The sequence below is a fragment of the Tropicimonas isoalkanivorans genome (genome assembly GCF_900112335.1).
GTDB classification, from domain to species: Bacteria; Pseudomonadota; Alphaproteobacteria; order Rhodobacterales; family Rhodobacteraceae; genus Tropicimonas; species Tropicimonas isoalkanivorans.
Map to the genome: position 1 here is coordinate 464,820 of NZ_FOLG01000002.1, position 18,922 is coordinate 483,741.

General features: G+C 64.5%; 20 protein-coding genes and 1 pseudogene. 8 read left to right on the forward strand and 13 right to left on the reverse strand.

The window, feature by feature from the left end; genetic code table 11:
• The first annotated feature begins 45 nt into the window (after window positions 1-45).
• The 4 genes from BM075_RS06465 (at window position 46) to BM075_RS06480 (ending at window position 2,597) form a co-directional block, all read left to right on the forward strand.
• Complete coding sequence (locus BM075_RS06465; protein WP_093359822.1) at window positions 46-336, forward strand: hypothetical protein; 291 nt, start codon at window positions 46-48, stop codon at window positions 334-336.
• Between the two features lie 52 nt (window positions 337-388).
• On the forward strand, window positions 389-802 hold the full coding sequence (locus BM075_RS06470; RefSeq protein ID WP_093359823.1) for a hypothetical protein: 414 nt from the start codon (window positions 389-391) through the stop codon (window positions 800-802).
• Window positions 803-936: 134 nt separating this feature from the next.
• Window positions 937-2,130, forward strand: a complete 1,194-nt coding sequence (gene kynU / locus BM075_RS06475; RefSeq protein ID WP_093359824.1) for a kynureninase — start codon at window positions 937-939, stop codon at window positions 2,128-2,130.
• Window positions 2,127-2,597, forward strand: coding sequence for a GNAT family N-acetyltransferase (locus tag BM075_RS06480; RefSeq protein ID WP_093359825.1), 471 nt, complete (start codon window positions 2,127-2,129; stop codon window positions 2,595-2,597). Before kynU ends, BM075_RS06480 begins: the two co-directional genes overlap by 4 nt.
• Before the next feature lie 36 nt (window positions 2,598-2,633).
• Here the strand turns inward: BM075_RS06480 and BM075_RS06485 are convergent, their stop codons facing one another.
• Together BM075_RS06485 and BM075_RS06490 are read right to left on the reverse strand one after the other, a co-directional pair.
• A complete protein-coding gene (locus BM075_RS06485) occupies window positions 2,634-3,851 on the reverse strand; it encodes an MFS transporter (RefSeq protein WP_093359826.1) in 1,218 nt (405 codons plus the stop codon).
• A gap of 695 nt (window positions 3,852-4,546) precedes the next feature.
• A complete protein-coding gene (locus tag BM075_RS06490) occupies window positions 4,547-5,323 on the reverse strand; it encodes a gamma-glutamyl-gamma-aminobutyrate hydrolase family protein (protein WP_093359827.1) in 777 nt (258 codons plus the stop codon).
• 307 nt (window positions 5,324-5,630) lie between these two features.
• Between BM075_RS06490 and BM075_RS06495 the strand changes: the two genes are divergently transcribed.
• Window positions 5,631-6,584, forward strand: coding sequence for a YihY/virulence factor BrkB family protein (locus BM075_RS06495; RefSeq protein ID WP_093359828.1), 954 nt, complete (start codon window positions 5,631-5,633; stop codon window positions 6,582-6,584).
• A 128-nt stretch (window positions 6,585-6,712) separates the two neighbouring features.
• Here the strand turns inward: BM075_RS06495 and BM075_RS06500 are convergent, their stop codons facing one another.
• The 4 genes from BM075_RS06500 to BM075_RS06515 form a co-directional block, all read right to left on the reverse strand.
• Window positions 6,713-7,981: a calcium-binding protein gene (locus BM075_RS06500; protein WP_093359829.1), complete on the reverse strand. Its 1,269-nt coding sequence runs from the start codon at window positions 7,979-7,981 to the stop codon at window positions 6,713-6,715.
• A 329-nt stretch (window positions 7,982-8,310) separates the two neighbouring features.
• Window positions 8,311-8,679: a rhodanese-like domain-containing protein gene (locus BM075_RS06505; RefSeq protein WP_093359830.1), complete on the reverse strand. Its 369-nt coding sequence runs from the start codon at window positions 8,677-8,679 to the stop codon at window positions 8,311-8,313.
• 26 nt (window positions 8,680-8,705) lie between these two features.
• Window positions 8,706-9,077 carry a DsrE family protein gene (locus tag BM075_RS06510; RefSeq protein WP_093359831.1) on the reverse strand — a complete coding sequence of 124 codons (372 nt, stop codon included), beginning with the start codon at window positions 9,075-9,077 and terminating at the stop codon, window positions 8,706-8,708.
• Window positions 9,078-9,220: 143 nt separating this feature from the next.
• Complete coding sequence (locus tag BM075_RS06515) at window positions 9,221-9,766, reverse strand: YgjV family protein (protein ID WP_093359832.1); 546 nt, start codon at window positions 9,764-9,766, stop codon at window positions 9,221-9,223.
• A 203-nt stretch (window positions 9,767-9,969) separates the two neighbouring features.
• Here BM075_RS06515 and BM075_RS06520 point away from each other — a divergent pair, with 203 nt between their 5' ends.
• Window positions 9,970-10,599 carry a TetR/AcrR family transcriptional regulator gene (locus tag BM075_RS06520; protein ID WP_093359833.1) on the forward strand — a complete coding sequence of 210 codons (630 nt, stop codon included), beginning with the start codon at window positions 9,970-9,972 and terminating at the stop codon, window positions 10,597-10,599.
• A gap of 6 nt (window positions 10,600-10,605) precedes the next feature.
• Here the strand turns inward: BM075_RS06520 and BM075_RS06525 are convergent, their stop codons facing one another.
• From BM075_RS06525 to BM075_RS06545, 6 genes and pseudogenes are all read right to left on the reverse strand, one after another.
• Window positions 10,606-12,099 (reverse strand): ATP-binding protein, encoded by a 1,494-nt coding sequence (locus tag BM075_RS06525; protein WP_093359834.1) that lies wholly within the window; start codon window positions 12,097-12,099, stop codon window positions 10,606-10,608.
• The gene (locus tag BM075_RS06530; protein WP_093359835.1) at window positions 12,096-13,151 is read right to left on the reverse strand and encodes an adenylate/guanylate cyclase domain-containing protein; all 1,056 of its coding nucleotides are present in this window, start codon (window positions 13,149-13,151) and stop codon (window positions 12,096-12,098) included. The genes BM075_RS06525 and BM075_RS06530 overlap by 4 nt, the downstream gene beginning before the upstream one ends.
• Complete coding sequence (locus BM075_RS06535) at window positions 13,148-13,510, reverse strand: group I truncated hemoglobin (RefSeq protein ID WP_093359836.1); 363 nt, start codon at window positions 13,508-13,510, stop codon at window positions 13,148-13,150. Before BM075_RS06535 ends, BM075_RS06530 begins: the two co-directional genes overlap by 4 nt.
• 205 nt (window positions 13,511-13,715) lie before the next feature.
• A complete protein-coding gene (locus BM075_RS24765; protein ID WP_281244923.1) occupies window positions 13,716-14,159 on the reverse strand; it encodes a glutaredoxin in 444 nt (147 codons plus the stop codon).
• A gap of 6 nt (window positions 14,160-14,165) precedes the next feature.
• A pseudogene (gene cysK, locus BM075_RS06540) lies at window positions 14,166-15,224 on the reverse strand (cysteine synthase A); the annotation flags it as partial.
• A gap of 21 nt (window positions 15,225-15,245) precedes the next feature.
• The gene (locus tag BM075_RS06545) at window positions 15,246-15,437 is read right to left on the reverse strand and encodes a hypothetical protein (RefSeq protein WP_093359838.1); all 192 of its coding nucleotides are present in this window, start codon (window positions 15,435-15,437) and stop codon (window positions 15,246-15,248) included.
• 272 nt (window positions 15,438-15,709) lie between these two features.
• Between BM075_RS06545 and BM075_RS06550 the strand changes: the two genes are divergently transcribed.
• Entirely contained in the window at window positions 15,710-17,926 is a 2,217-nt protein-coding gene (locus tag BM075_RS06550) for an ATP-binding protein (RefSeq protein WP_093359839.1), read from the forward strand.
• On the forward strand, window positions 17,923-18,642 hold the full coding sequence (locus BM075_RS06555) for a response regulator (protein WP_093359840.1): 720 nt from the start codon (window positions 17,923-17,925) through the stop codon (window positions 18,640-18,642). The genes BM075_RS06550 and BM075_RS06555 overlap by 4 nt, the downstream gene beginning before the upstream one ends.
• An 80-nt stretch (window positions 18,643-18,722) precedes the next feature.
• Here BM075_RS06555 and BM075_RS24390 read toward each other — a convergent pair whose 3' ends face one another.
• On the reverse strand, window positions 18,723-18,896 hold the full coding sequence (locus BM075_RS24390; RefSeq protein ID WP_177208263.1) for a hypothetical protein: 174 nt from the start codon (window positions 18,894-18,896) through the stop codon (window positions 18,723-18,725).
• Window positions 18,897-18,922 lie beyond the last annotated feature (26 nt).

The following is an 18,922-nucleotide window of genomic DNA, read 5'->3' on the forward strand; positions in this document are numbered from 1 at the left end:
CCCGTGCAGGCGGCGACCCTGATCCCACACAGAGGAGGATTCGATATGCACAGAGTATTTCTATTCGCCGCCCCGCTCGCCCTCATGGCCTGCGAGCAAAGTGACACGACCGTTGCCGCCACCGGAACGCCGACACCGGCCGAGCAGGCCTGCCTGCGCGACGTGACCGCCACCACCGGCAATCCCGACGTCACCCTCCTCGGCTCCGAATTCTCCGAGGCCGGCACCATGGTCCGCGTCGGCGTCGGCCCCGACCGGGCGCAGTGGCAGTGCATCGCCTACAGCGACGGCACCACCACCGGCATCACGTCGATGACCGACGAAAGCGCTCTGTAGGTCGCCGAAGCAGCAGGAGACGACCCCGAACACCCCCGAAACGGAGGCCCCTATGAACCGTCCTATCGCCATTGCCCTTGCCGGTGCTCTGACCCTCGGCGCGCTATCGGCCCGCGCGCAGCAAACGGGCCGCATCCAGTTCGAGCCCGGCAACGACAACGCCGCCGTCAGCGGCACGATCACCGGCGACGCCTACGCGGACTACGTTCTCGGGGCGTCCGCCGGACAGACAATGGCCGCGGCGCTCTCCGTTGAGTCGACCGATGGCACCGGCAGCCCCTTCTTCAACATTCTGCCGCCAGGCAGCGACAACGTGGCGATCTTCAACGGGTCCATGAGCCCTGACGGCTACGACGAGGTCGACTTGCCCGAAAGCGGCGACTACACAATCCGCGTCTACCTGATGGGTAACGACCGGGATACCGGCAAGACCGTCGGCTACACCCTGTCGGTCACCATAGAATAGCGGAACGGCCAACCGCCGGATCGCACCAACGTCGCGGTGTGGAGCCGCAAACGGCCACGGCGCGCGAAAGACTCTTGCACCAACGCGCCGGCTGCGCTCTGTCGGAGTCCACCGATGGAAGGAATGTGCGCCCGATGACCGACTTCGCCTGGACCCGCGACCAGTTCCTGCTGCCCGACGGCGTGATCTACCTCGACGGCAACTCGCTCGGCCCCATGCCCAAAGCTGCCCCCGACCGCGTGGCGCGGGTGCTGCAGCCGGAATGGCGGGACATGCTGATCGGCGGCTGGGTGAAGGCCGGCTGGCACATGATGCCCGAAACCCTCGGCGACCGCATCGCCGCCCTGATCGGCGCGGAGCCGGGACACGTGGTGGTGGGCGACACGCTCTCGATCAAGGTCTACCAGGCCCTCGCCGCCGCCCTCGCCCTGCGCCCGGAACGCCGCGTCATCCTGTCGGACACCGGCAACTTCCCCTCCGATCTCTACATGGCCGAGGGCCTCGCCCGCACCCTCGGCCACGGCACCCGCCTCGTGACCGTCGCCCCGGAGGACGTGGCCGAAGCCCTCACCGACGAGGTCGCCGTGCTCATGCTGACGGAGGTGGACTATCGCACCGGCCGCCGTCACGACGTGGCCGCCCTCACCGCCCGCGCCCACGAAGTCAGCGCGCTCACCGTGTGGGACCTCGCCCATTCCTTCGGCGCCGTTCCGGTGGACCTCGCGGCGGCGAACGTCGATTTCGCGGCGGGCTGCACGTACAAGTACATCAACGCCGGCCCCGGCGCGCCCGCCTTCATCTACGTCGCCCCCCGCCACGCCGAAAAGGCCGACACCGCGCTGCAAGGCTGGCAGGGCCACGACGCGCCCTTCGCCTTCGATCCGGCCTACCGCCCGGCCAGCAAGGTCGCCCGGATGCGCGTCGGCACCCCGCCGGTCCTGCAACTCGCCGCCCTCGACGCCGCGCTGGATGTCTGGGACCAGGTGGACATCCACGACGTCCGCGCCCGCTCCATCGCGCTCTCGGAGCGGTTCATCGCCGGGGTGGAGGAAACCTGCCCGCAGCTCCGCCTCGCCTCCCCACGCGACCCCGAACGCCGCGGCTCCCAGGTCTCGTTCCACTTCGAGCACGGCTACGCCGCGATGCAGGCGCTCATCGCCCGCGGCGTCGTCGGCGATTTCCGCGCGCCGGACATCATGCGCTTCGGCCTCACCCCGCTCTACATCGGCGAGGCGGAGGTCGACCGCGCCGTAGAGATCCTGGCCGAGATCATGAAAGACCGCCTCTGGGACAACCCGGACTACAAGGTGAAGGCCATCGTCACATGACCTGGCCCCTCCGCCCCGGCAGCACGGCCGATGCGGCCGCCTGCCATGCGGCCTACGTCGACGCCATCCGCAACGGCACCGCCCCGTTCTACACGCCGGAACAGGCCATGGCCTGGGCCCCGAGCGACACCGTGGAAGACTGGCTGCCGCCCCGCCTTGCCGACGGCACCACCTGGCTCGCCGAAGCCGAAGGCGCGGTCGCGGGCTTCCTCACCAGTTCCCCGTCCGGTCACATGGACCTCTTCTTCGTGCGCCCCCGCTGGCGCGGCACCGGCCTCGCCACCACCCTCTACGATGCCTTCGCCGCCTGGGCCGATGGCCGCGGCGTCACACGTCTGACCACCAACGCCAGCCACCTCGCCCGCCGCTTCCTCGAACCCCGCGGCTGGACGGTCGTGGAGGGAGAAACGGCAGTGCGAAACGGCGTGGAACTGAAGCGGTGGAAGATGGCACGGCCGGTGGGCTGACACGGCGCCCATCCGAACGGAAAAGCGCCCCGAGGATCACCTGCGGCCGCCGATCGTCCGGAGCAACCGTTTGCGCGACCCGTCCGGAACAGCGAGCAGGATGAAGACGGCGGAGAGCAGCGCGGCCAGCACGAAGGCCCAGGCGACGGCCCAAACCGGCCCTTCTGCCACCATCTCCACCGCCGAAGCGAACGCGAATGCCACGAGGCTCGAGACCGACGCGATGATAGACGACCCCAGCCCCGCAAGATCTCCGAGCGGCCGCATGGCGAAGGCGTTGAGATTGCCGAACAGAAGGCCGAGGGCAAAGAAGCCGACCCACCCCAGTCCGATCAGCACCGCCAAAGGCGGCTGACCCCCGGTAAGCGCCGATGCCGCAAGCAGGCCCAGTCCCGACGCGCCCTGCAACACCAGCCCTGCGAGGATCGGCCGCTCCATGCCGGTGCGCCCGACGAGGCGGACGTTCAGCAGCAGCGCCGCGCCCGTGCCCGTCGCAAGAATGGCAAACAGCGCCGGCATCATCGTCGGGAGCCCGTACAGCTCGCCGAAGATATCCGCAGCCACTGCAAAATACGTAAGCTGCGCCCCGAACGTGAAGCCGGTGGCGATCACAACGGGCATCACGTCGATCCGGCGCACCACCCCCGCAAGGTTCCGCGCCAGCCGCCGAGGTTGCAAGGGCACGCGTCGTTCAACGGGCAGAGTCTCGGGATGCCGGGTCCAGAGCCATGTCCCGAGTCCGGCAGCCAAGGTCAGATAGGCCCAGAAAACGCCGCGCCAGCCAGTAACGGCCGCGACGGCTGCACCGATGGCCGGCGCCACCATGGGGACCAGGATGAGCAACGTGAAGATGATGGACATGACCTTCGCCATGTCGGCGCCCGCATACCGGTCCCGGATCATTGCCCGCGTTCCGATCTTCGGCCCGGCCACGCCCACACCTTGAAGAAATCGGCCAAAGACCAACGTCTCGAAGCTGGGCGCCATGGCTGCGAGGATCGTGCCGAGGACGAAGATCGCCAGCCCGGCGATCACGGCCGGTCTCCGCCCCACCGCATCGCTGACCGGCCCCGTCACCAGCTCCCCCACGGACATGCCGAGCACGAGGGCGGTAATGATCTGTGCGCCCGAAAACGGCGGCGCCGGCGTCAGGTCAGCCTCGATCATCGGCATCGCGGGCAGAACGCCGTCAATGGCAAGAGCCGTGATCGCGGTCAGCGCGATATAGAGAGCGAGACGTTCGACGCGGCTCATTGCGGGAGTCCTTCATCAATTCATGCGTTGGCGTGCTTGTCGAGGACGTAACCCTCAAGAGCAATGCGCCGGTCAACTTTCTTTTGAGCCTTGATCGTAAGACGAACACTACCGGCGTCGGGGTTAAGGCACCATTACTCCACGATGATGTAGGACCTTTAGGGACGCGCGATTTTCGGCGTTGGTTGCGTTGGGTTCGGATCTGTCCCTTCCCGCGCCCTGTCTCGGCAGCTGTTTCAAAGACCGGAATGCGACGCGCAGCCCGCGAAGGCCACGCCAGCCTCCGCACCGGCGTTTCGTCCGGCTGCATTCAATCTGGGTCGCTTGGTCAGAAAGGCAGACCGTCGTCACGGTTCCCGGCGAGAGCGTCAGCCCGCAGATGTGGGTCAGCGCCGCGCGCGTGCGCCGGATTCAACGATGACGTAGAACGCACACCTGCCAAACCGCGCCGTGGTCGACGCGGACACACACCTGAGTTCGCGTGTCTTCGGGCATCGCCGGTAGGATACCATGGCGACACTTGCCGCTCGGACGTTGACCCTGTTTCGCCACGCCCGCCTGCCCGCACGGCGGGGCAAACCGGGAAAGATGGCACCGAAGGATCAACATCCAGAATGTCTTAACGGATCGTGAATCCGCGCCCGTAACTCATTGGAATACTTACGGACGCTGTCCGTCTCACCCGTGGGACAGGGTCACGCCGTCCGCAGCGCCGGCCGCCTGCGCCGCTCCGCCCAGTCGGCGACGGCCCGCCCGAAGGCCTCGAACAGCGGCCGCGAAACCGGGTCGCGCGCCGCCCTGAATTCGGGGTGCCACTGAACCGACAGCGTGAACCCGGGCGCCCCCTCCACATAGAGCGCCTCCGGCGTGCCATCCGCCGCTTCCCCGTCGATCACGATCCGATCTCCAGGGTCCTTGATCCCCTGCCCGTGGAGCGTGTTGGTCATCACCTCCCGCGCCCCGAACAAACGGTGGAACGGCCCCCCCTCGGTGAAGGTCACCTTGTGCCGCAGGGCGAACTTCTCCTCCAGCGTGCCGTCCGGCGGCATCCGGTGGTTCATCCGCCCCGGCAGGTCCCGGATCTCCGGATAAAGCGTGCCGCCCAGCGCCACATTCACCTCCTGAAACCCGCGGCAAATCCCGAGAAACGGCTGCCCCCGCTCGACCAGCGCCCGGATCAACGGCAAGGCCACCGAGTCCCGCGCCCGGTCGAAGGCCCCATGAGCCTCCGTCTCCGCCTCGCCGTACTCCTCCGGATGCACGTTGGGCCGACCGCCGGTGAACAGGAACCCGTCGCAGACTTCCAGCAGATCGGCCACCGAAACCAGTCGCGGGTCCGCCGGAATGACCATGGGGACGGCGGCCGCAACCTCCGCCACCGCCTCGGAGTTCATAGTTCCCCCGGCATGGGTGGGATAGTGATCGTCGATCAGGTGATGATTGCCGATGATACCGACGACGGGTCGCGCCATGATGCCTCTCTGCCTTTTTGGTGACCGCAACCATAGCCGCCAAGTCGTTCCTGAAAAAGCACTACCATCGCACAGGGGCAGTATCATGAGCGCAGATGCCCACTTTGCTGGCATGTCCCACAGCGAACCGAGCCCGGCGCATGCAAGACATTGCTGCCCGGGACATATTCAGACCCGGTCTGCGGGGTCCGAAATAGTCCGATCGCGCCGCCTCAGATTACCAATTTCGGAAGCCCGTGAGAGCGGGAGTACCCAGCCAAGCGGAACAAAATGCGAATGGGTCTGTTGAATTCGAAACGAGGTGAACATGGCGCAGACCGAGAACCGTGGACGACAGGCCGAGTATCCTCAAGACATTCCCAAGCAAGGCTGGCGCGACATTCTCCTCCGTGTGAAGGACGAGATGACGGTCGACCATGTCTCCGTCGTCTCGGCCGGGGTGGCGTTCTTCGGACTGTTGGCCATTTTTCCCGCGATCGGAGCCCTGATCTCCATTGCGGGGCTTGCGTTCGATCCGACCACAATCAGCGAACAGCTTGATACGGTGGCAGCTGTCCTCCCCGAGAGCGCGGCCTCGATCATGCAGACCCAGGCGGAAAAAGTCGCGTCGAATGGAGACACCGGTATCGGGTTCGCCGCCCTTCTAGGGATCATCTTGTCGCTCTACAGCGCGTCGAAGGGCATGAAAACGCTCATGGAGGGGATGAATATTGCGTATGACGAGTCAGAGGAGCGGGGCTTCATTTCCCTCAATCTCACGGCACTCGCACTGACGCTTTTTCTGGTCGTCGGCCTGATCATCGCTCTAGCGTTTACTCTGATCGTGCCCGCATTACTCGGGACCTTCGGCCTTTCGGACACTGTGGAGGCGGCCGTCGCCTTGGGCCGCTGGCCGGTGCTGGCACTGCTCACCGTTCTGGGTCTTGCTGTCGTCTTTCGCTACGGACCCTCGCGCGAAGATCCGCAATGGAAATGGGTCAGTGTTGGCGCGGTCGCGGCCACCACGGTCTGGATTGCCGGGTCCATCGCCTTTTCACTCTACGTGAGCAATTTCGGAAGCTACAACGAAACGTATGGGGCCCTTGGCGGCGTCATCATCCTGCTGACCTGGCTGTGGCTGTCTGCGTTTATCGTGCTGCTCGGAGCCGAGTTGAACTCCGAAATGGAACATCAGACCAAAAAGGATACGACCACCGGCGCGCCGCAACCGATGGGCGAGCGAGGCGCGGAGAAGGCGGACACGGTCGGCGAGGTTCCTTGACTGCGCGGTGGGCTGCCTGCTCAGCCGCGACCGCACGGCTCCCCGAGGGAGATGCGGGCGGCCTGCGTGCAGGCCAACCGCATCGAAACTGAACGCGGCATTGCAGCGCTCGTCCCGCGCTCCACCGCTCAGGTGAACATGAAGTCGTCCTCCGTCAGGCCGATCGTGTCGAGAAGTAGGAGCACGTTCAGCCCCGCGTCGCTCCGCCCGCTCGCGGCGCCGAGATCGATGCTGGTGTCCGTCCCGTCGCTGGCAACGAAGGCATCCCCGTCGTCCAATACACCCGATCCATTGCTGTCGAGGTCCGACCAGTCGAGTCGTGTCCGGCACACTTTCACCGTGTCGCCGTCGGAACTTCGGAAATCGTGGATCGTATCCAGACCGTCCTTCGCACGCAGGACGAACGTATCCGCGCCGCCGACGAATGTCGCGGTCGTGTTCCCGGATGTGGAGACGCTTCCGTCGCCCCACATGTCGTCGTCTCCGCGGCCGCCCCGAAGGATGTCGTCTCCACCTGCAAGTGTGGCGGCAACGAAGGCACCGGACGCCATGCCATCGCCATAGAGCTGATCGTCGCCGCGGCCCCCATTGAGCTGGTCATTGCCGCCGGTCAGAACCGCATCGAACGTGACGTACACGCCATTGGCGATGCCGTCGCCATAGAGAATGTCTGCACCACGCCCGGCGAGCATGCGATCGTCACCGCCGTTCAATATGGCCCACGCCTCGCCATCGCCCCACAGCACGTCATCGCCGGCAAAGGAAGCGAGCGTGTCATCCCCGCCAGTCAAGGTGCGCGCAGAGCCGTCGCCGTAAAGCGTGTCGTTTCCGTTTCTTGCGACGATCCAATCGTCGCCACCGGACAAGACGGCGAACGATCGCAGGATGCTCATGGTCCCGTCCCCTCGCACGGTATTGTCGCCATGGCCGGCGTCGATCATGTCATCGCCGCCGTGAAGCGTACCGTCGGCGAAGCTGCAATAGACAGTTCCGTCGCCGTACATGTCGTCGTCGCCGCCATTGCCGAACAGCCAATCGTCGGCGCCTTCGAGCGTGCCGACCCCGCCACTTTCCAAGTTGACCTTGCCGTCGCCGAACATCGTGTCGTCGCCGCTGTTTCCGGCGAGCAGATCTCTGCTGCCTGACAGGGTTCCCGGGACGCCATACCGAACGGTGAGGCTGCCATCGCCCGTGATTTCATCGGAACCGGCGAGCCCCAGAATGCAGTTGCGGTCCTCCGGCGCGCCATTTAGCACGTCGTCACTCGAGGTTCCCAATACGGGTACGCATATCCGGTACGCGAAGTATTTCTCCGCCCCGTCTGCAAAGCCAAACAACCTGTGCAATGCGCTGTGCACGGCCCCGTAATTCCCAACTTCCAAATTCAAATTGAACATCGATCCCCTCCCGGTTCGAAAATGACCACCGGGGCCTTGCGCGCGATGAAAATGCCAAGCCCCCGGCGCACGGGTGTTCGGGTTTCAATGAGCCACCTGTAAGGATCTGCGATAGACCCGCGTCCAGCCACCCCGACCCCGCGGTGGAAATGGTACATCAACGGCGGCCAAAAAGGGATGGCGGAGATCATCGGAACCGCCGGATTTACCCTTTTCCCGGTGCGGTCAGTGGCGAGAGCAGCCGGTGACACCGCCCGCTCCGGAATCGCTCCGGCCGGCATACGCAGGACGCAGGCCGGCCGAAGATCGGATTGGGTCGTGAGGGCCGCTCAGCGACGGGTCGGCAGGCCGGCTTTGAGCCAGGCTTCGGTTCCGCCATCCACGTAACTCACTCGGGCGAAGCCCAGTTCAGCGAAGGCGACGGCGGCACGGGCGCCCATCGGGCCCGCCTGACACGACGTGACCACGTGAATCGACCGGTCGTCGAAGGCTGGCGGAAGAGTTCCGGCCTCGATCTCCGCGATGGAGATTGTCCGGGCGCCGGGAATGATGCCGGTCGTCGCCGCAATCGCTTCGACGGGTCGCGGGTCGACGAATTCCACCCCGGCGCGGTCGTGGAGTTTACTGGCCTCCTCGGCCGTGATCGGGGTTACATCGGCGGGCGTATCGGCGACGAAGGCTTTCGCACAGTTGGTCATTTCTAGGTCTCCTCTCGGTAAGGGTGTCAGAAGCTCAGGGTGGCGGCGCCGTCCTTGATCAGGGCGTGTAGCGCGGGCGATCCGACAATCTCGACGCCGTCGACCAGATCCGTCTCGGTGTACCCGCGCACCTTGGCGCAGGGCGGGCAGGCCAGAATGCGGCCGCCGTTTTCCAGAAAGGTTGCGATCAACTCACCCATGGGCGGATCGAACGGGTTCATCCGAACGTTGTCGGCGGCACCCTTTCGCACGGTGTCGATAGCGGAGCTTACCAGGAACATGGTAACCTGCTGGCCCGAGGCCACGCCGGCGTTGGCAATGGTCCAAGCTACGGTGGCCCGTTCGTCATCATGTCCGCGTGACGAGACGATCGCGAGTTTCTGCACAGAGTTTTCCATTTCAGGTCTCCTTTTAGGTCAATGTGTTGAGGTGTGTTTGGCGTCTTGGATAGTTGGCCCAACTGGGTCGGGTTTGTAGTGTTTGGGTGGTAGGCTCTCCTTTCTGAGTTTGGGTGGTGATTGGGTGGGACAGCGCGCGCCGATTAGGCGGCGACCATTGCTCGTTGACGGGAGATCCATTCGCGCCGCAGGGCCGCGGCACCGATGGCGAAGGACAGGATTGCCCCGGTCAGGCCGGCGAGCGCGCCGACCGACAGGTCGTAGCCGATGCCGAAGGGAGAAGCCGTGAGCATGACAGCGCGCATCCGCAGGATGTCGCGCTGCATCCGGCCGAGCATGATGAGGCAACAGGCTGACGTCGCCAGCAGCGACGGCAGCCCGCACCACGTCAGGTAGGCGAGGATCAGCGCCACGGGGATGAAGGCAAACCCCATGCGGCTCAGCCACGGCTTGTCACCGGCGAGGAGGGCGATGGTGGACTGCGTCGCGCCGACCAGGCACACACCCATTCCGCTCCATTGATCCATCAGCGCGTATTGCGTGGCATAGCAACCGGCGATGCCGATCTGCGCTGTCAGGATGCTCTGACGTTGGCGCAACAGGGGCCAGGTCAATTGACCCGCCAGCCCGACAAGTCCGAAAACCGGAGCCAGCGGCAGGTCTGTGGAAAGGATTGTGAGGCTGGTCATCGTGGGCTCCGATCTCTTTCAGACTGTTTGGTCTTTTTAAAACATACCGTTCAGTCTGTTTCGGAATTCGGTCAGCCGGTGTTTCAATTGTAACGACTGCCTTGAACGGACGGAAACCGCCGCATCTATCGGTGAACGTTTGCGTGGTGCGCCGGAAAGGGGTAGGATCAGAACAGACGAACCAGACTGTTTCGGGAGGCACCGTGTCCAAGAAGGGCGAACAATCCCGCGAGAATATCCTGATGGCCGCCAAACAGCTGGTCATGCAGAACGGCTTTGCCGGCACCTCCATCGACGACATTCTGAAGGCGGCGGGCGTCTCGAAGGGGGCGTTCTTTCACCACTTCCGGTCCAAGGCGCACCTGGCCTCGGAACTCGTGCGCTGGCACGCCGGCAATGACATCCGCATGTTCCGGACGCTCGCTGCCGAGGCCGAAGCGATGTACGACGATCCTTACGACCAGTTGATGAAATTCCTGACGGACTTCGAGGCCTACATCTCGAATTCGGCCGAACCGTCACGCGGCTGCATGTATGCCGTCTATACCTACGAGAGCGAAGCGCTCGACGAGGACGTGAACGCCTTCGTCGCTGAAACCTTGCAGCAGTGGAGCGCGATTTACATCCGCAAGTTTCAGGAAGTGATCGACCGATACCCACCCGTGCGCCCCGTCTCTGCGCGGCAACTCTCGGAGATGATCGTGTCGCTCATCGAAGGCGGCCTGATCCTGCAGCGTGCCTATGGCAACACGCAGATCACCGCGCGGCAGTCGGAGCATTTCCGGGATTATCTCGATTTGCTTTTCGCGCAATCACGGGACGCGGCCGCCTGAGGCGGGTCAGCTCTGCGCAAGCGGCAAGTCGATAAGGAAGGTCGCGCCCTTAGCGGAGCCCCGGTCAAGTTGGATCGCGCCCCCATGGGCGGTCATGACCCGGTGACAGAACGCCAAGCCGACGCCGGTTCCCTTCCCTTTCGACTTCGTCGTGAACAGCGGATCGAAGATCCGGCCGTGAATTTCGCTGGGAATGCCGGGGCCATTGTCGGAGATCACCAGACGCACAAGCCCCGCCGAGGGAGGCCGTCGTTCCGCGGTGATGCGAATCCAGTCGCCCACCCCAGCCTCCGCCATGGCCTGATCGGCGTTTATCAGCAGGTTGAGGATCACCTGCACGATCTGAATCTCGTCCACCGAGACCAGCGGAAGATCCTCCGGCAGCGACAGCGCGATCTCCGCACGGCCCTCGTCGGCGTGGCTCCGGAAGGCATCCAAAGCCGTTTCCACCAATTCCTTTAGCGGAGCCGACGTCACAGACAGTGGCTGTTGCCGCGCCATCGAAAGGAACGTGCGCACAATCCGTACGCAGCGATCCGCCGCGTCGCTGAGCTTCTCGACCCGTTTTTGTGCGGATGTCTCCAACGCCTCCTCGCTGAGCATCGCCGCATTCCCCACGACGACCGAAAGCGGATTGTTGAGTTCGTGCGCCACGCTGGCGAGGAGCTCCCCCAGAGCGGACATCTTTTCGGACTGAAAGGCCAGATCCTTCTGCCGCTCCAGTTCCGCCTGCAGGGCAAGCTCGTGCGTGAGGTCGATCATGTTGGCGACGACGACCTCCTCCCCACGATATTCGATCAGGCGCGCCGACAGGGATGCCGGAAACTCCGTCCCGTCCCGCCGACGGCCTGTGACGCGCATGTCGTCGACGCGGGCATCGGGGAGCAACGCGGTAATGAAGTCCGCCCGTTCCTCGAGGTTGGCGAAGTGATCGCGGCTGTTGCGGACGGGGCCAAGCAATTCGGTCGCGGCCGGTGTGCGGTAGAGGATCTGTCCGTCACCAACCCGCGACATGGTGAGGTTGGCCGGGCAGGCTTCCAGCACCGTAGACATGAACATCTCCGCCAGGCGGTCGCTGTCGGCTTGCGCGGTCTCGTCGATCACCTCTGTCCGGATCATCGCGAACCCGCCATTCGCGGTCGGCTTGAGGCGAATGTGATAGGCTTTTCCACCCCCGGGGCGGTGCACGACCGGCACCGACGGAGGCCCACCACGCGCGAGCATGTCCTCGGCAAGACGGAGGGCGGCGCAGACCTCGTCGGTCAGCAGCCCGTGCCGACCGGCCTCCAGCAGAAAGATCTCCCAGGAAGAGCCATGGGATACGTACTCGCGTATGCCCGCGAAAGCGGCGTTGAAGCTGTCGTTCGATGCGACGACCCTGCCATCCGCATCGAAAAAGGCGACCGCCTCCTCCATGAGGTCGATCGCCTCGGTCAGCGAAACCGACGTATTCTCGACATGCCCTTGCGTTCCCACCTGCCCCATCGGACCGCGCGTCACGATAGCCCGGCCGCCACGGCGGACCCGGCCTCCTCCAGCAGGAAGAGACCTTCGTCGGGCTCCGGTCGGGCCTCTGCGGGGGCGAGCGGCGTGAGGACGAACCGGGAATCCAGCAGGTCGCGAATGCTGGGATGCGCGGCAATGGCCATCCCCGGCGCGCGCGTCCGCGTCTTGGTCGCCATTTCGACGGCCGGGCCGAAGACGTCGTAAATGTACTTCTGCACGCCCACCACCGAGCCCACCACCGGTCCGGACGCGAGACCCAATCGGGCCTGCCAACGGATCGGGTGGCTTTCATTGCGCCGCGCGAGGTAACGCAGGAATCGCACGGCGGCATTGGCGACGGACTGGGCGTGGTCCAGCACCGGATCGGGCACGCCGGACACGGCGAAGTAGCTGTCGCCATTGGTGCGCACGCGCTCGCAACCGAACTGTTCCCCGATCCGGTCGAAGGCGGTGTAGATGTCGTTCAGATCGCTGACGATCACCGCCGGATCGTTGACTTCGAGGATCTTGCCGAAGTTCTCGAAATCCAGGGTCAGAACGGAGACGGACTCAAAGATGCGCGGCGCGACGACACCGAAGGACTTGTATTCCTCGTAGGCCGAGCGCGGCATCATGTTGAGCAGCAGCTTTTCGACCTGCTCCTTCTCCCGTTTGATCTCGTGCGTGTTGCGCTCGACCATCATGGAGTAGGAATCGATCATCGATTCCAGTTCCTTGATCCGCGAGATGTTCTGGCAGACGAGCACGGCGATGCGCTCGCCGGCATTGTCGGCACGGGTGAAATCCATGGCGACGGTCATGCGGCGGCGCTTCATCTTGAAACTCGCCTCGGCCGTGTACTTGCCGCCATCGGACATTGCGGCGGAGAGCGCCGCGGGATCGAGCATGGGGAAGAGCTCGGTCAGACCGGCGCTGGCCTCCGGCCCGCCGAACCACTCCATGAAGGTATCGTTGCGAAAGCGCAGCTCCAGCGTCTCCAGGTCCAGCAGGGCCACGCCGACGCCGATGGCGCGCAGCAGTTGCTCGTTGATGGCTTCAATGGTCATGAGGCGCCAACCAGAATGTCGCGGCGGGCCTCGAATTCCGCGAGGACAGCTTCGATATCTTCATCCTCCACGTCGAACTCGCGCAGGGTTTCGTCGACCAAGGCTTTTAGCCGATCGAAATGCAGAGGCTCGATGTCCAGGTTGCGGTGGGCCCTCTCGATATGGGTGTCCGAGAAGGAGGCCGGCCCTCCCATCAGCGTCGCCACGAACTTGGTCTGGTGGTCGATCAGCTTGGGCATGTCCACGTCGTCGAAGAAGGGCCCCACATCGTCGTCGTCCAGCAGCTTGTCATAGAGGCGCATGACGATTTTGCTGACCGTCGAAAAGCCACCGTACTTGTCAAAAAGGTTTGTTTCCATGAGGGTGCCCTCCCCATCCTTCAGGCGGCTCGCCCGTGCGCGCAACTTGCCGTTGGGTAACTCTATTCATCCTGCCACCGTCCGCAGAACCGCACAAGAAAATCGGCCCCGCCCATTGGACGGGAACGCCGGCACTTCAAATGGATACGTCCGGTGGACCTTTGTCGGCCGGGGGTACGGCGACGGGACGGTCCACCGGGGCGCATCACCGGGAGTGGAGCCATTTCGGCAGGAAGGAGTAGGCGTTCTTTTGCATCTTTGCATCGAACCCCACCGACGCCGCGTTCAGGGTCGCCTGCAGGTCTCCGGAATTGAAAGCGTCGAATGTCTCGGTCGCACCCCCGATATGTTGGCCGCCCACGAAGATCTGTGGGATCGTCGGCGCACCGGTGATCTCGCGCAAGACCGCCCGGTAGCGGGTCGCGCGCTCGGGATCGCCGTTCAGGAAGGCGACGGAGTCCAGATCGACGCTTTCGTATGGAATTCCCGCTTCGATGAACATGTTGCGGACCGACCAGGTGAACTCGCACCATTCCAGCGCGAAGATGACAACCGGCTCGCGGGCAATGATCTCCTCGACCTCCCTCCGGGTTTCCGGATCGACCGCGGGAGCCGGGGCCACGGCGGGCACTGGCGCCGGGGCAGTCACGTCGAAGCGGTAGTTCGGCGTGGACCGCGACAGCGCCATCTCCTCCTCGGTCATCTCTTCCGGCACGTCGGCAAAGAGCGGCGTCGAGAGATACCGTTCACCCGTGTCCGGCAACATCGCCAGGATCTTCGACCCTTTGGGCGCCGTGCGCGCGACTTCCAGCGCGGCAGCGAAAGTCGCCCCGGCGGAGACACCGCAGAAGATACCTTCCTTGGCCGCCAGATCCTTCGCGCATTGCATCGCCGCATCGCCGGGCACGGGCTGAAATGCGTCGATGTGGCCGGAGTCCAGTACCTGCTGGGCGATCTGCGAGATGAAATCGGGCGACCAGCCCTGCATCAGGTGCGGGCGCCAGTTCGGGTGACTTCCGACGGCGGCGCCATCGGCGCCGAAGGTCTGGGCGATGCCGGAGTTCAGCAGCTGCGAATTGTCGGGCTCGGTGGCGATGATCCGAGTCTTCGGGCTACGCTCCTTCAGGACGCGCGCCACCCCGTTCATCGTTCCCCCGGTTCCGAAACCTGAAACCCAGTAATCCAGCCCGTACGCGCCGAAATCGTCCAGGATCTCCACGGCGGTCGTGCGGGCGTGCACGTCGGAATTCGCTGGATTGTCGAACTGCCTGGTCCAGTACCAGCCATGCGTCTCGGCCAATTCCTTCGCCTTGGCCACCATCCCGGTGCCCTTCTCGGAAGCAGGCGTCAGAATGACCTGGGCACCGAGAAACCGCATCAGCTTGCGCCGTTCGACGGAGAAGCTCTCGGCCATGACGAGGACAAGCGGGTAGCCCTTCTGGGCGCAGACCATCGCCAGGCCGATGCCGGTATTGCCGGAGGTGGCCTCGACCACCGTCTGCCCGGGCTTCAGCTCGCCGCTCCGCTCGGCGGCCTCGATCACGCCGAGGGCCAGCCGGTCCTTCACCGATCCGAGCGGGTTGAAGGCCTCGCACTTCACGTAGAGCTCGACGCCCTCGGGGGCGATATTGTTGATGCGCACCACCGGCGTGTTGCCGATCGTGTCGAGAATGGAAGATTTCAGTCCGGGCATGGAAAGTTTCCTCAAATGCATGTTGTGCGTCGCAAGGGGGGATCAGTGGCCGATGCGATTGACGGCCACGGCAGATGTTTCGGGGCTCCGACCGGTCTGCACATGTGCGAGCGTTCCGACGTGCGCACGGCGATGCCGATCGAATGGCACCACGACCGAAGCGCGGCGCGGAAGGGGCATGTCCATCGCGGCGTCGATCAGGAACGAGCCGTGGCGGGTGCGGGTGGTGGTCATGTCGTCGGTCCTTTCGGGGAGCCGTGGGCGATGGCAACGAATGCCGATGACCCGACTTTCCGTCACCTACGTTGCGCTCTCATGTCCGCAGGCCCGGAACGGTGTTTCGAAAGCTTCAAACGACCTGAGTCGGCGGCTTGACAACAACCCACTGAGATCCGGAGACATTTCCGACATTTTCGGCAAATAACGCCTTTGCCGGCTGTTACAATTGAAACGTTTCGCCCCAACGCTGAAAACCGCATGAAACACCCGGCGCGTACGCGAGAGTCATGAACCAGTTTCGCGCCACTCCCGAAGACCCCGACCAAGCAAGCACGAGCCCGCTCGCAGAGGCCATGGACGCCCTTTCGGAAGGCATGGCCGTTTTCGATGCGGAACGGCGGCTGGTCTTTCGCAATGACCGGTTCGGCGAGATGTTGGCACCCATCGGCGACATGCTCTCTCCGGGGCTGCGGTGGGAAGACATGCTACAGGCCTGCGTGGCAGGCGGCGTCTATGCCGACGCGAAGGACCGCGATCTCGAATGGCGGGCCAATATCGGCGGCGATAGCGGCGGCGCCGTGGAAATCGTGCAGTCCGACGAGCGGCTCTATTCGGTGCGCTACACTGCGACCGCGTCCGGCGGGTTCGTCATCCTGCGGAAGGATGTCACGGATTTTCGGCGAGACAGCCGGTCCCTGCAGGAGAACGAAGCCCTCCTCCGCACCATTCTCGACACCAATCCGATGCCCGTGGTCATGTCGCGGGTGCGCGACGGGCGGATCGTCTATCGCTCGCCCGCTGCCCGGGCGTTGTTCGGGGACACCACCGATGTGCATGAGCACTACGACAACCCCGCCGACCGGGAGGACTACGTTCGCCTCCTGCGCCGGGCCGGGCGGGTGGACGATCACCGCATGGTGTTTCGGACCGCCGACGGCACACGCATACCGATGTCCTGCAACGGACGGCTGACGCAATATTGCGGAGAGACCTGCGTGGTCTCCACCCTGATAGATCTGCGCGAGTTCGCCGCGCGAGACGCCATCATTCGGAAGGTGGTGGAGAACTGCCCCGCGCCGATCCTGATGAATGACGCGGAGAGCGGGCGGGTACTGTTCCGAAGCCCGGAGATCGACAAGATCTTTGGCCCGGAAGAGAACACGCGCAACTTCTACGTCAATCCCGCGGACCGGGCGGGCTTTCTGGAGGCGTTGCACACCCACGGACAAGTCACCGACTACAAGGCCCGCTTCCACCGCGCCGACGGCCAGCCATTCTGGGCGGCCATCTCGGCCCGGCTGATCTCCTACGAGGGGCGGGACGTCATCGTGTCCTACTCCCGCGACATCACCGAGCAACTCGATCTGGAGGTGGACCTCTCGCGCCGCCGCGAGCGTATGTTCCAGAACGAAAAGATTTCCGCGCTTGGTGGGCTGCTCGCCAACATTTCGCACGCGCTGAACAACCCGCTGTCCGTCGTGGTCGGCCATGCCCTCATGCTGCGTGAGGACAGCGACGATCCGGAGGTGGTGCGGCAGGCCACAAGGATCGGCGAAGCGGCGGAACGGTGCTCCGACATCGTCCGCACCTATCTGACCATGACGCGGCAGGAGCCGGTAGACCTGCAGCCGTCCGATCTCAATGACGTCGTGACGACGGCGCTGGATGTCGTCCATCACGGGTTTGCCGAAGACGGTCAGGCGGTCACATGCCGCTTCGCGCCCGACCTGCCCCGCGTGCTGGTCGACTCCGACCAGATGGCGCAGGTCGTGATCAACCTATTGCAGAACGCCCGTGCGGCCATCGCCGAGGCGGGCGGCGGCGGCGCGATCACGATAGAGACCAGTCACGACGCGCGCGCCGGGTCCGTCCGCATCGCCGTGGAGGATCAAGGGCCCGGAATCTCGCAAGACATCGCCGGGAAGATCTTCGATCCCTTCTTCACCACGCGCGGCGTGGGCAACGGCAAGGGCATCGGGCTGACATGGTGCCATCGTGTGGTGCAGACCCACAACGGGCGTATCTCGCTCGATCCCGCCCATCGGAACGGCGCCCGCTTCGTGATCGAGATCCCCGCCCTGGAGGCGTCCGGCGACAGCGGCGGACCGCCGATCGAGCAAGACCGCGCCGCCCGAATACTGGTGATCGACGACGAGCGCGATGTCGCTGACCTGAACGGCGAGATCCTGGAAAGAATCGGATACAATGTGACCGTGGCCTATTCCGGCGCAGATGCGATCGACGCGATCGCCACGCAGGACTTCGACTGCATCCTCAGCGATCTGAGCATGCCCGACATCGACGGGCGGCGGCTGTTCGAACACATTCGCCGTAACAAGGCAAATCTGCTAGACAAGACGGGCTTCGTGACCGGCGACACGATGGGTCGGGCATCGCAGACCTTCCTGCTGGAGTCCGGCAGGCCCTACCTCGAAAAGCCGGTCGCACCGAAGGAATTGCGGGCATTCGTGGCCGAAATCTTGGAGCGTGGAGGCAAGGGATGACAGACGCGCTTAATCCCACCGTTCTGATTTGCGACGACGAGGTCGACCTGTGCGAGATGCTGTCGGAATACCTCGGCAAACGGGGGTTTACCGTCACCGTCGCGCATGATGCCGCCCAGATGCGCCAACGCCTCACCGAGGGAGATGTGGACCTGATCCTGCTCGACGTGAACATGCCTGGCGAGGACGGCCTGACGGCGCTGCGGGCGCTCAGGGCCGACGACAGGACTCCCGTCGTCATGCTCACCGCTGCTGGCGAGACCATCGACCGGATCGTCGGGCTGGAAATGGGCGCGGACGACTACCTCGGCAAACCAGTCGACCTGCGGGAACTGGAGGCGCGAATAAAGGCGGTGCTGCGCCGCGCGCCATCGCAGGCAGATGCGCCAACAATCGTGAACGGGCAGCGCCGTGTCGTGCCCTTCGGACCCTATACGCTCGATATCGACGCGGCGAAGCTCTCTCGCGATGGCGGAGAAGAAGTGCCGCTGACCGCGATGGAGTTCCGGCTGCTCAAGCTATTCGCGGAAAACCGCTCCCGCGTGCTCAATCGCGACCAGATCCTCGAGCAGGCCCACGACAGGTCCTGGGACCCGTTCGACCGCAGCATCGACATCCGGATCTCGCGCCTGCGGCGAAAGATCGAAGCGAACCCGAACAAGCCGGGCCTGATACGGACGGTTCGGGGCATCGGCTACGTCTTCGATCCGGACTGAGCGGCGCGGTGGGCGACTCGAAAAGGCAGACGGCCTTGGGAGCGGACCGCCTGCCTTTTCGGGAGGAACGGGAGGGAGGTTCAGGCGAGGATCGGAGCCACGCAGTGGACGAACACGCCGGCGGCAGAGACACTGGCGGCGATAGTGGCAGGTTTCTTCCAGTCGCGGGCGGCACGGGTCCGGGGCCAGAGCGAATATGGGCCAATCACGTCCGCGGGGTTGGGGTGCTTGGCGGTGCGGGCAAAGGCGGTCATGTCATCCTCGATCTGGGTTTGGTGAG

What these genes read in the sequence shown, in the direction of transcription:
- BM075_RS06485 (WP_093359826.1), bottom strand. Translation starts at nt 3,851, where the DNA reads ATGAGCCGCGTCGAACGTCTCGCTCTCTATATCGCGCTGACCGCGATC.
- BM075_RS06545 (WP_093359838.1), bottom strand. Translation starts at nt 15,437, where the DNA reads ATGACCACCACCCGCACCCGCCACGGCTCGTTCCTGATCGACGCCGCG.
- BM075_RS06495 (WP_093359828.1), top strand. Translation starts at nt 5,631, where the DNA reads ATGGCGCAGACCGAGAACCGTGGACGACAGGCCGAGTATCCTCAAGAC.
- BM075_RS06465 (WP_093359822.1), top strand. Translation starts at nt 46, where the DNA reads ATGCACAGAGTATTTCTATTCGCCGCCCCGCTCGCCCTCATGGCCTGC.
- BM075_RS24390 (WP_177208263.1), bottom strand. Translation starts at nt 18,896, where the DNA reads ATGACCGCCTTTGCCCGCACCGCCAAGCACCCCAACCCCGCGGACGTG.
- BM075_RS06555 (WP_093359840.1), top strand. Translation starts at nt 17,923, where the DNA reads ATGACAGACGCGCTTAATCCCACCGTTCTGATTTGCGACGACGAGGTC.
- BM075_RS06490 (WP_093359827.1), bottom strand. Translation starts at nt 5,323, where the DNA reads ATGGCGCGACCCGTCGTCGGTATCATCGGCAATCATCACCTGATCGAC.
- BM075_RS06500 (WP_093359829.1), bottom strand. Translation starts at nt 7,981, where the DNA reads ATGTTCAATTTGAATTTGGAAGTTGGGAATTACGGGGCCGTGCACAGC.
- BM075_RS06510 (WP_093359831.1), bottom strand. Translation starts at nt 9,077, where the DNA reads ATGGAAAACTCTGTGCAGAAACTCGCGATCGTCTCGTCACGCGGACAT.
- BM075_RS06530 (WP_093359835.1), bottom strand. Translation starts at nt 13,151, where the DNA reads ATGACCATTGAAGCCATCAACGAGCAACTGCTGCGCGCCATCGGCGTC.
- BM075_RS06550 (WP_093359839.1), top strand. Translation starts at nt 15,710, where the DNA reads ATGAACCAGTTTCGCGCCACTCCCGAAGACCCCGACCAAGCAAGCACG.
- BM075_RS06480 (WP_093359825.1), top strand. Translation starts at nt 2,127, where the DNA reads ATGACCTGGCCCCTCCGCCCCGGCAGCACGGCCGATGCGGCCGCCTGC.
- BM075_RS06535 (WP_093359836.1), bottom strand. Translation starts at nt 13,510, where the DNA reads ATGGAAACAAACCTTTTTGACAAGTACGGTGGCTTTTCGACGGTCAGC.
- BM075_RS06470 (WP_093359823.1), top strand. Translation starts at nt 389, where the DNA reads ATGAACCGTCCTATCGCCATTGCCCTTGCCGGTGCTCTGACCCTCGGC.
- kynU (WP_093359824.1), top strand. Translation starts at nt 937, where the DNA reads ATGACCGACTTCGCCTGGACCCGCGACCAGTTCCTGCTGCCCGACGGC.
- BM075_RS06505 (WP_093359830.1), bottom strand. Translation starts at nt 8,679, where the DNA reads ATGACCAACTGTGCGAAAGCCTTCGTCGCCGATACGCCCGCCGATGTA.
- BM075_RS06515 (WP_093359832.1), bottom strand. Translation starts at nt 9,766, where the DNA reads ATGACCAGCCTCACAATCCTTTCCACAGACCTGCCGCTGGCTCCGGTT.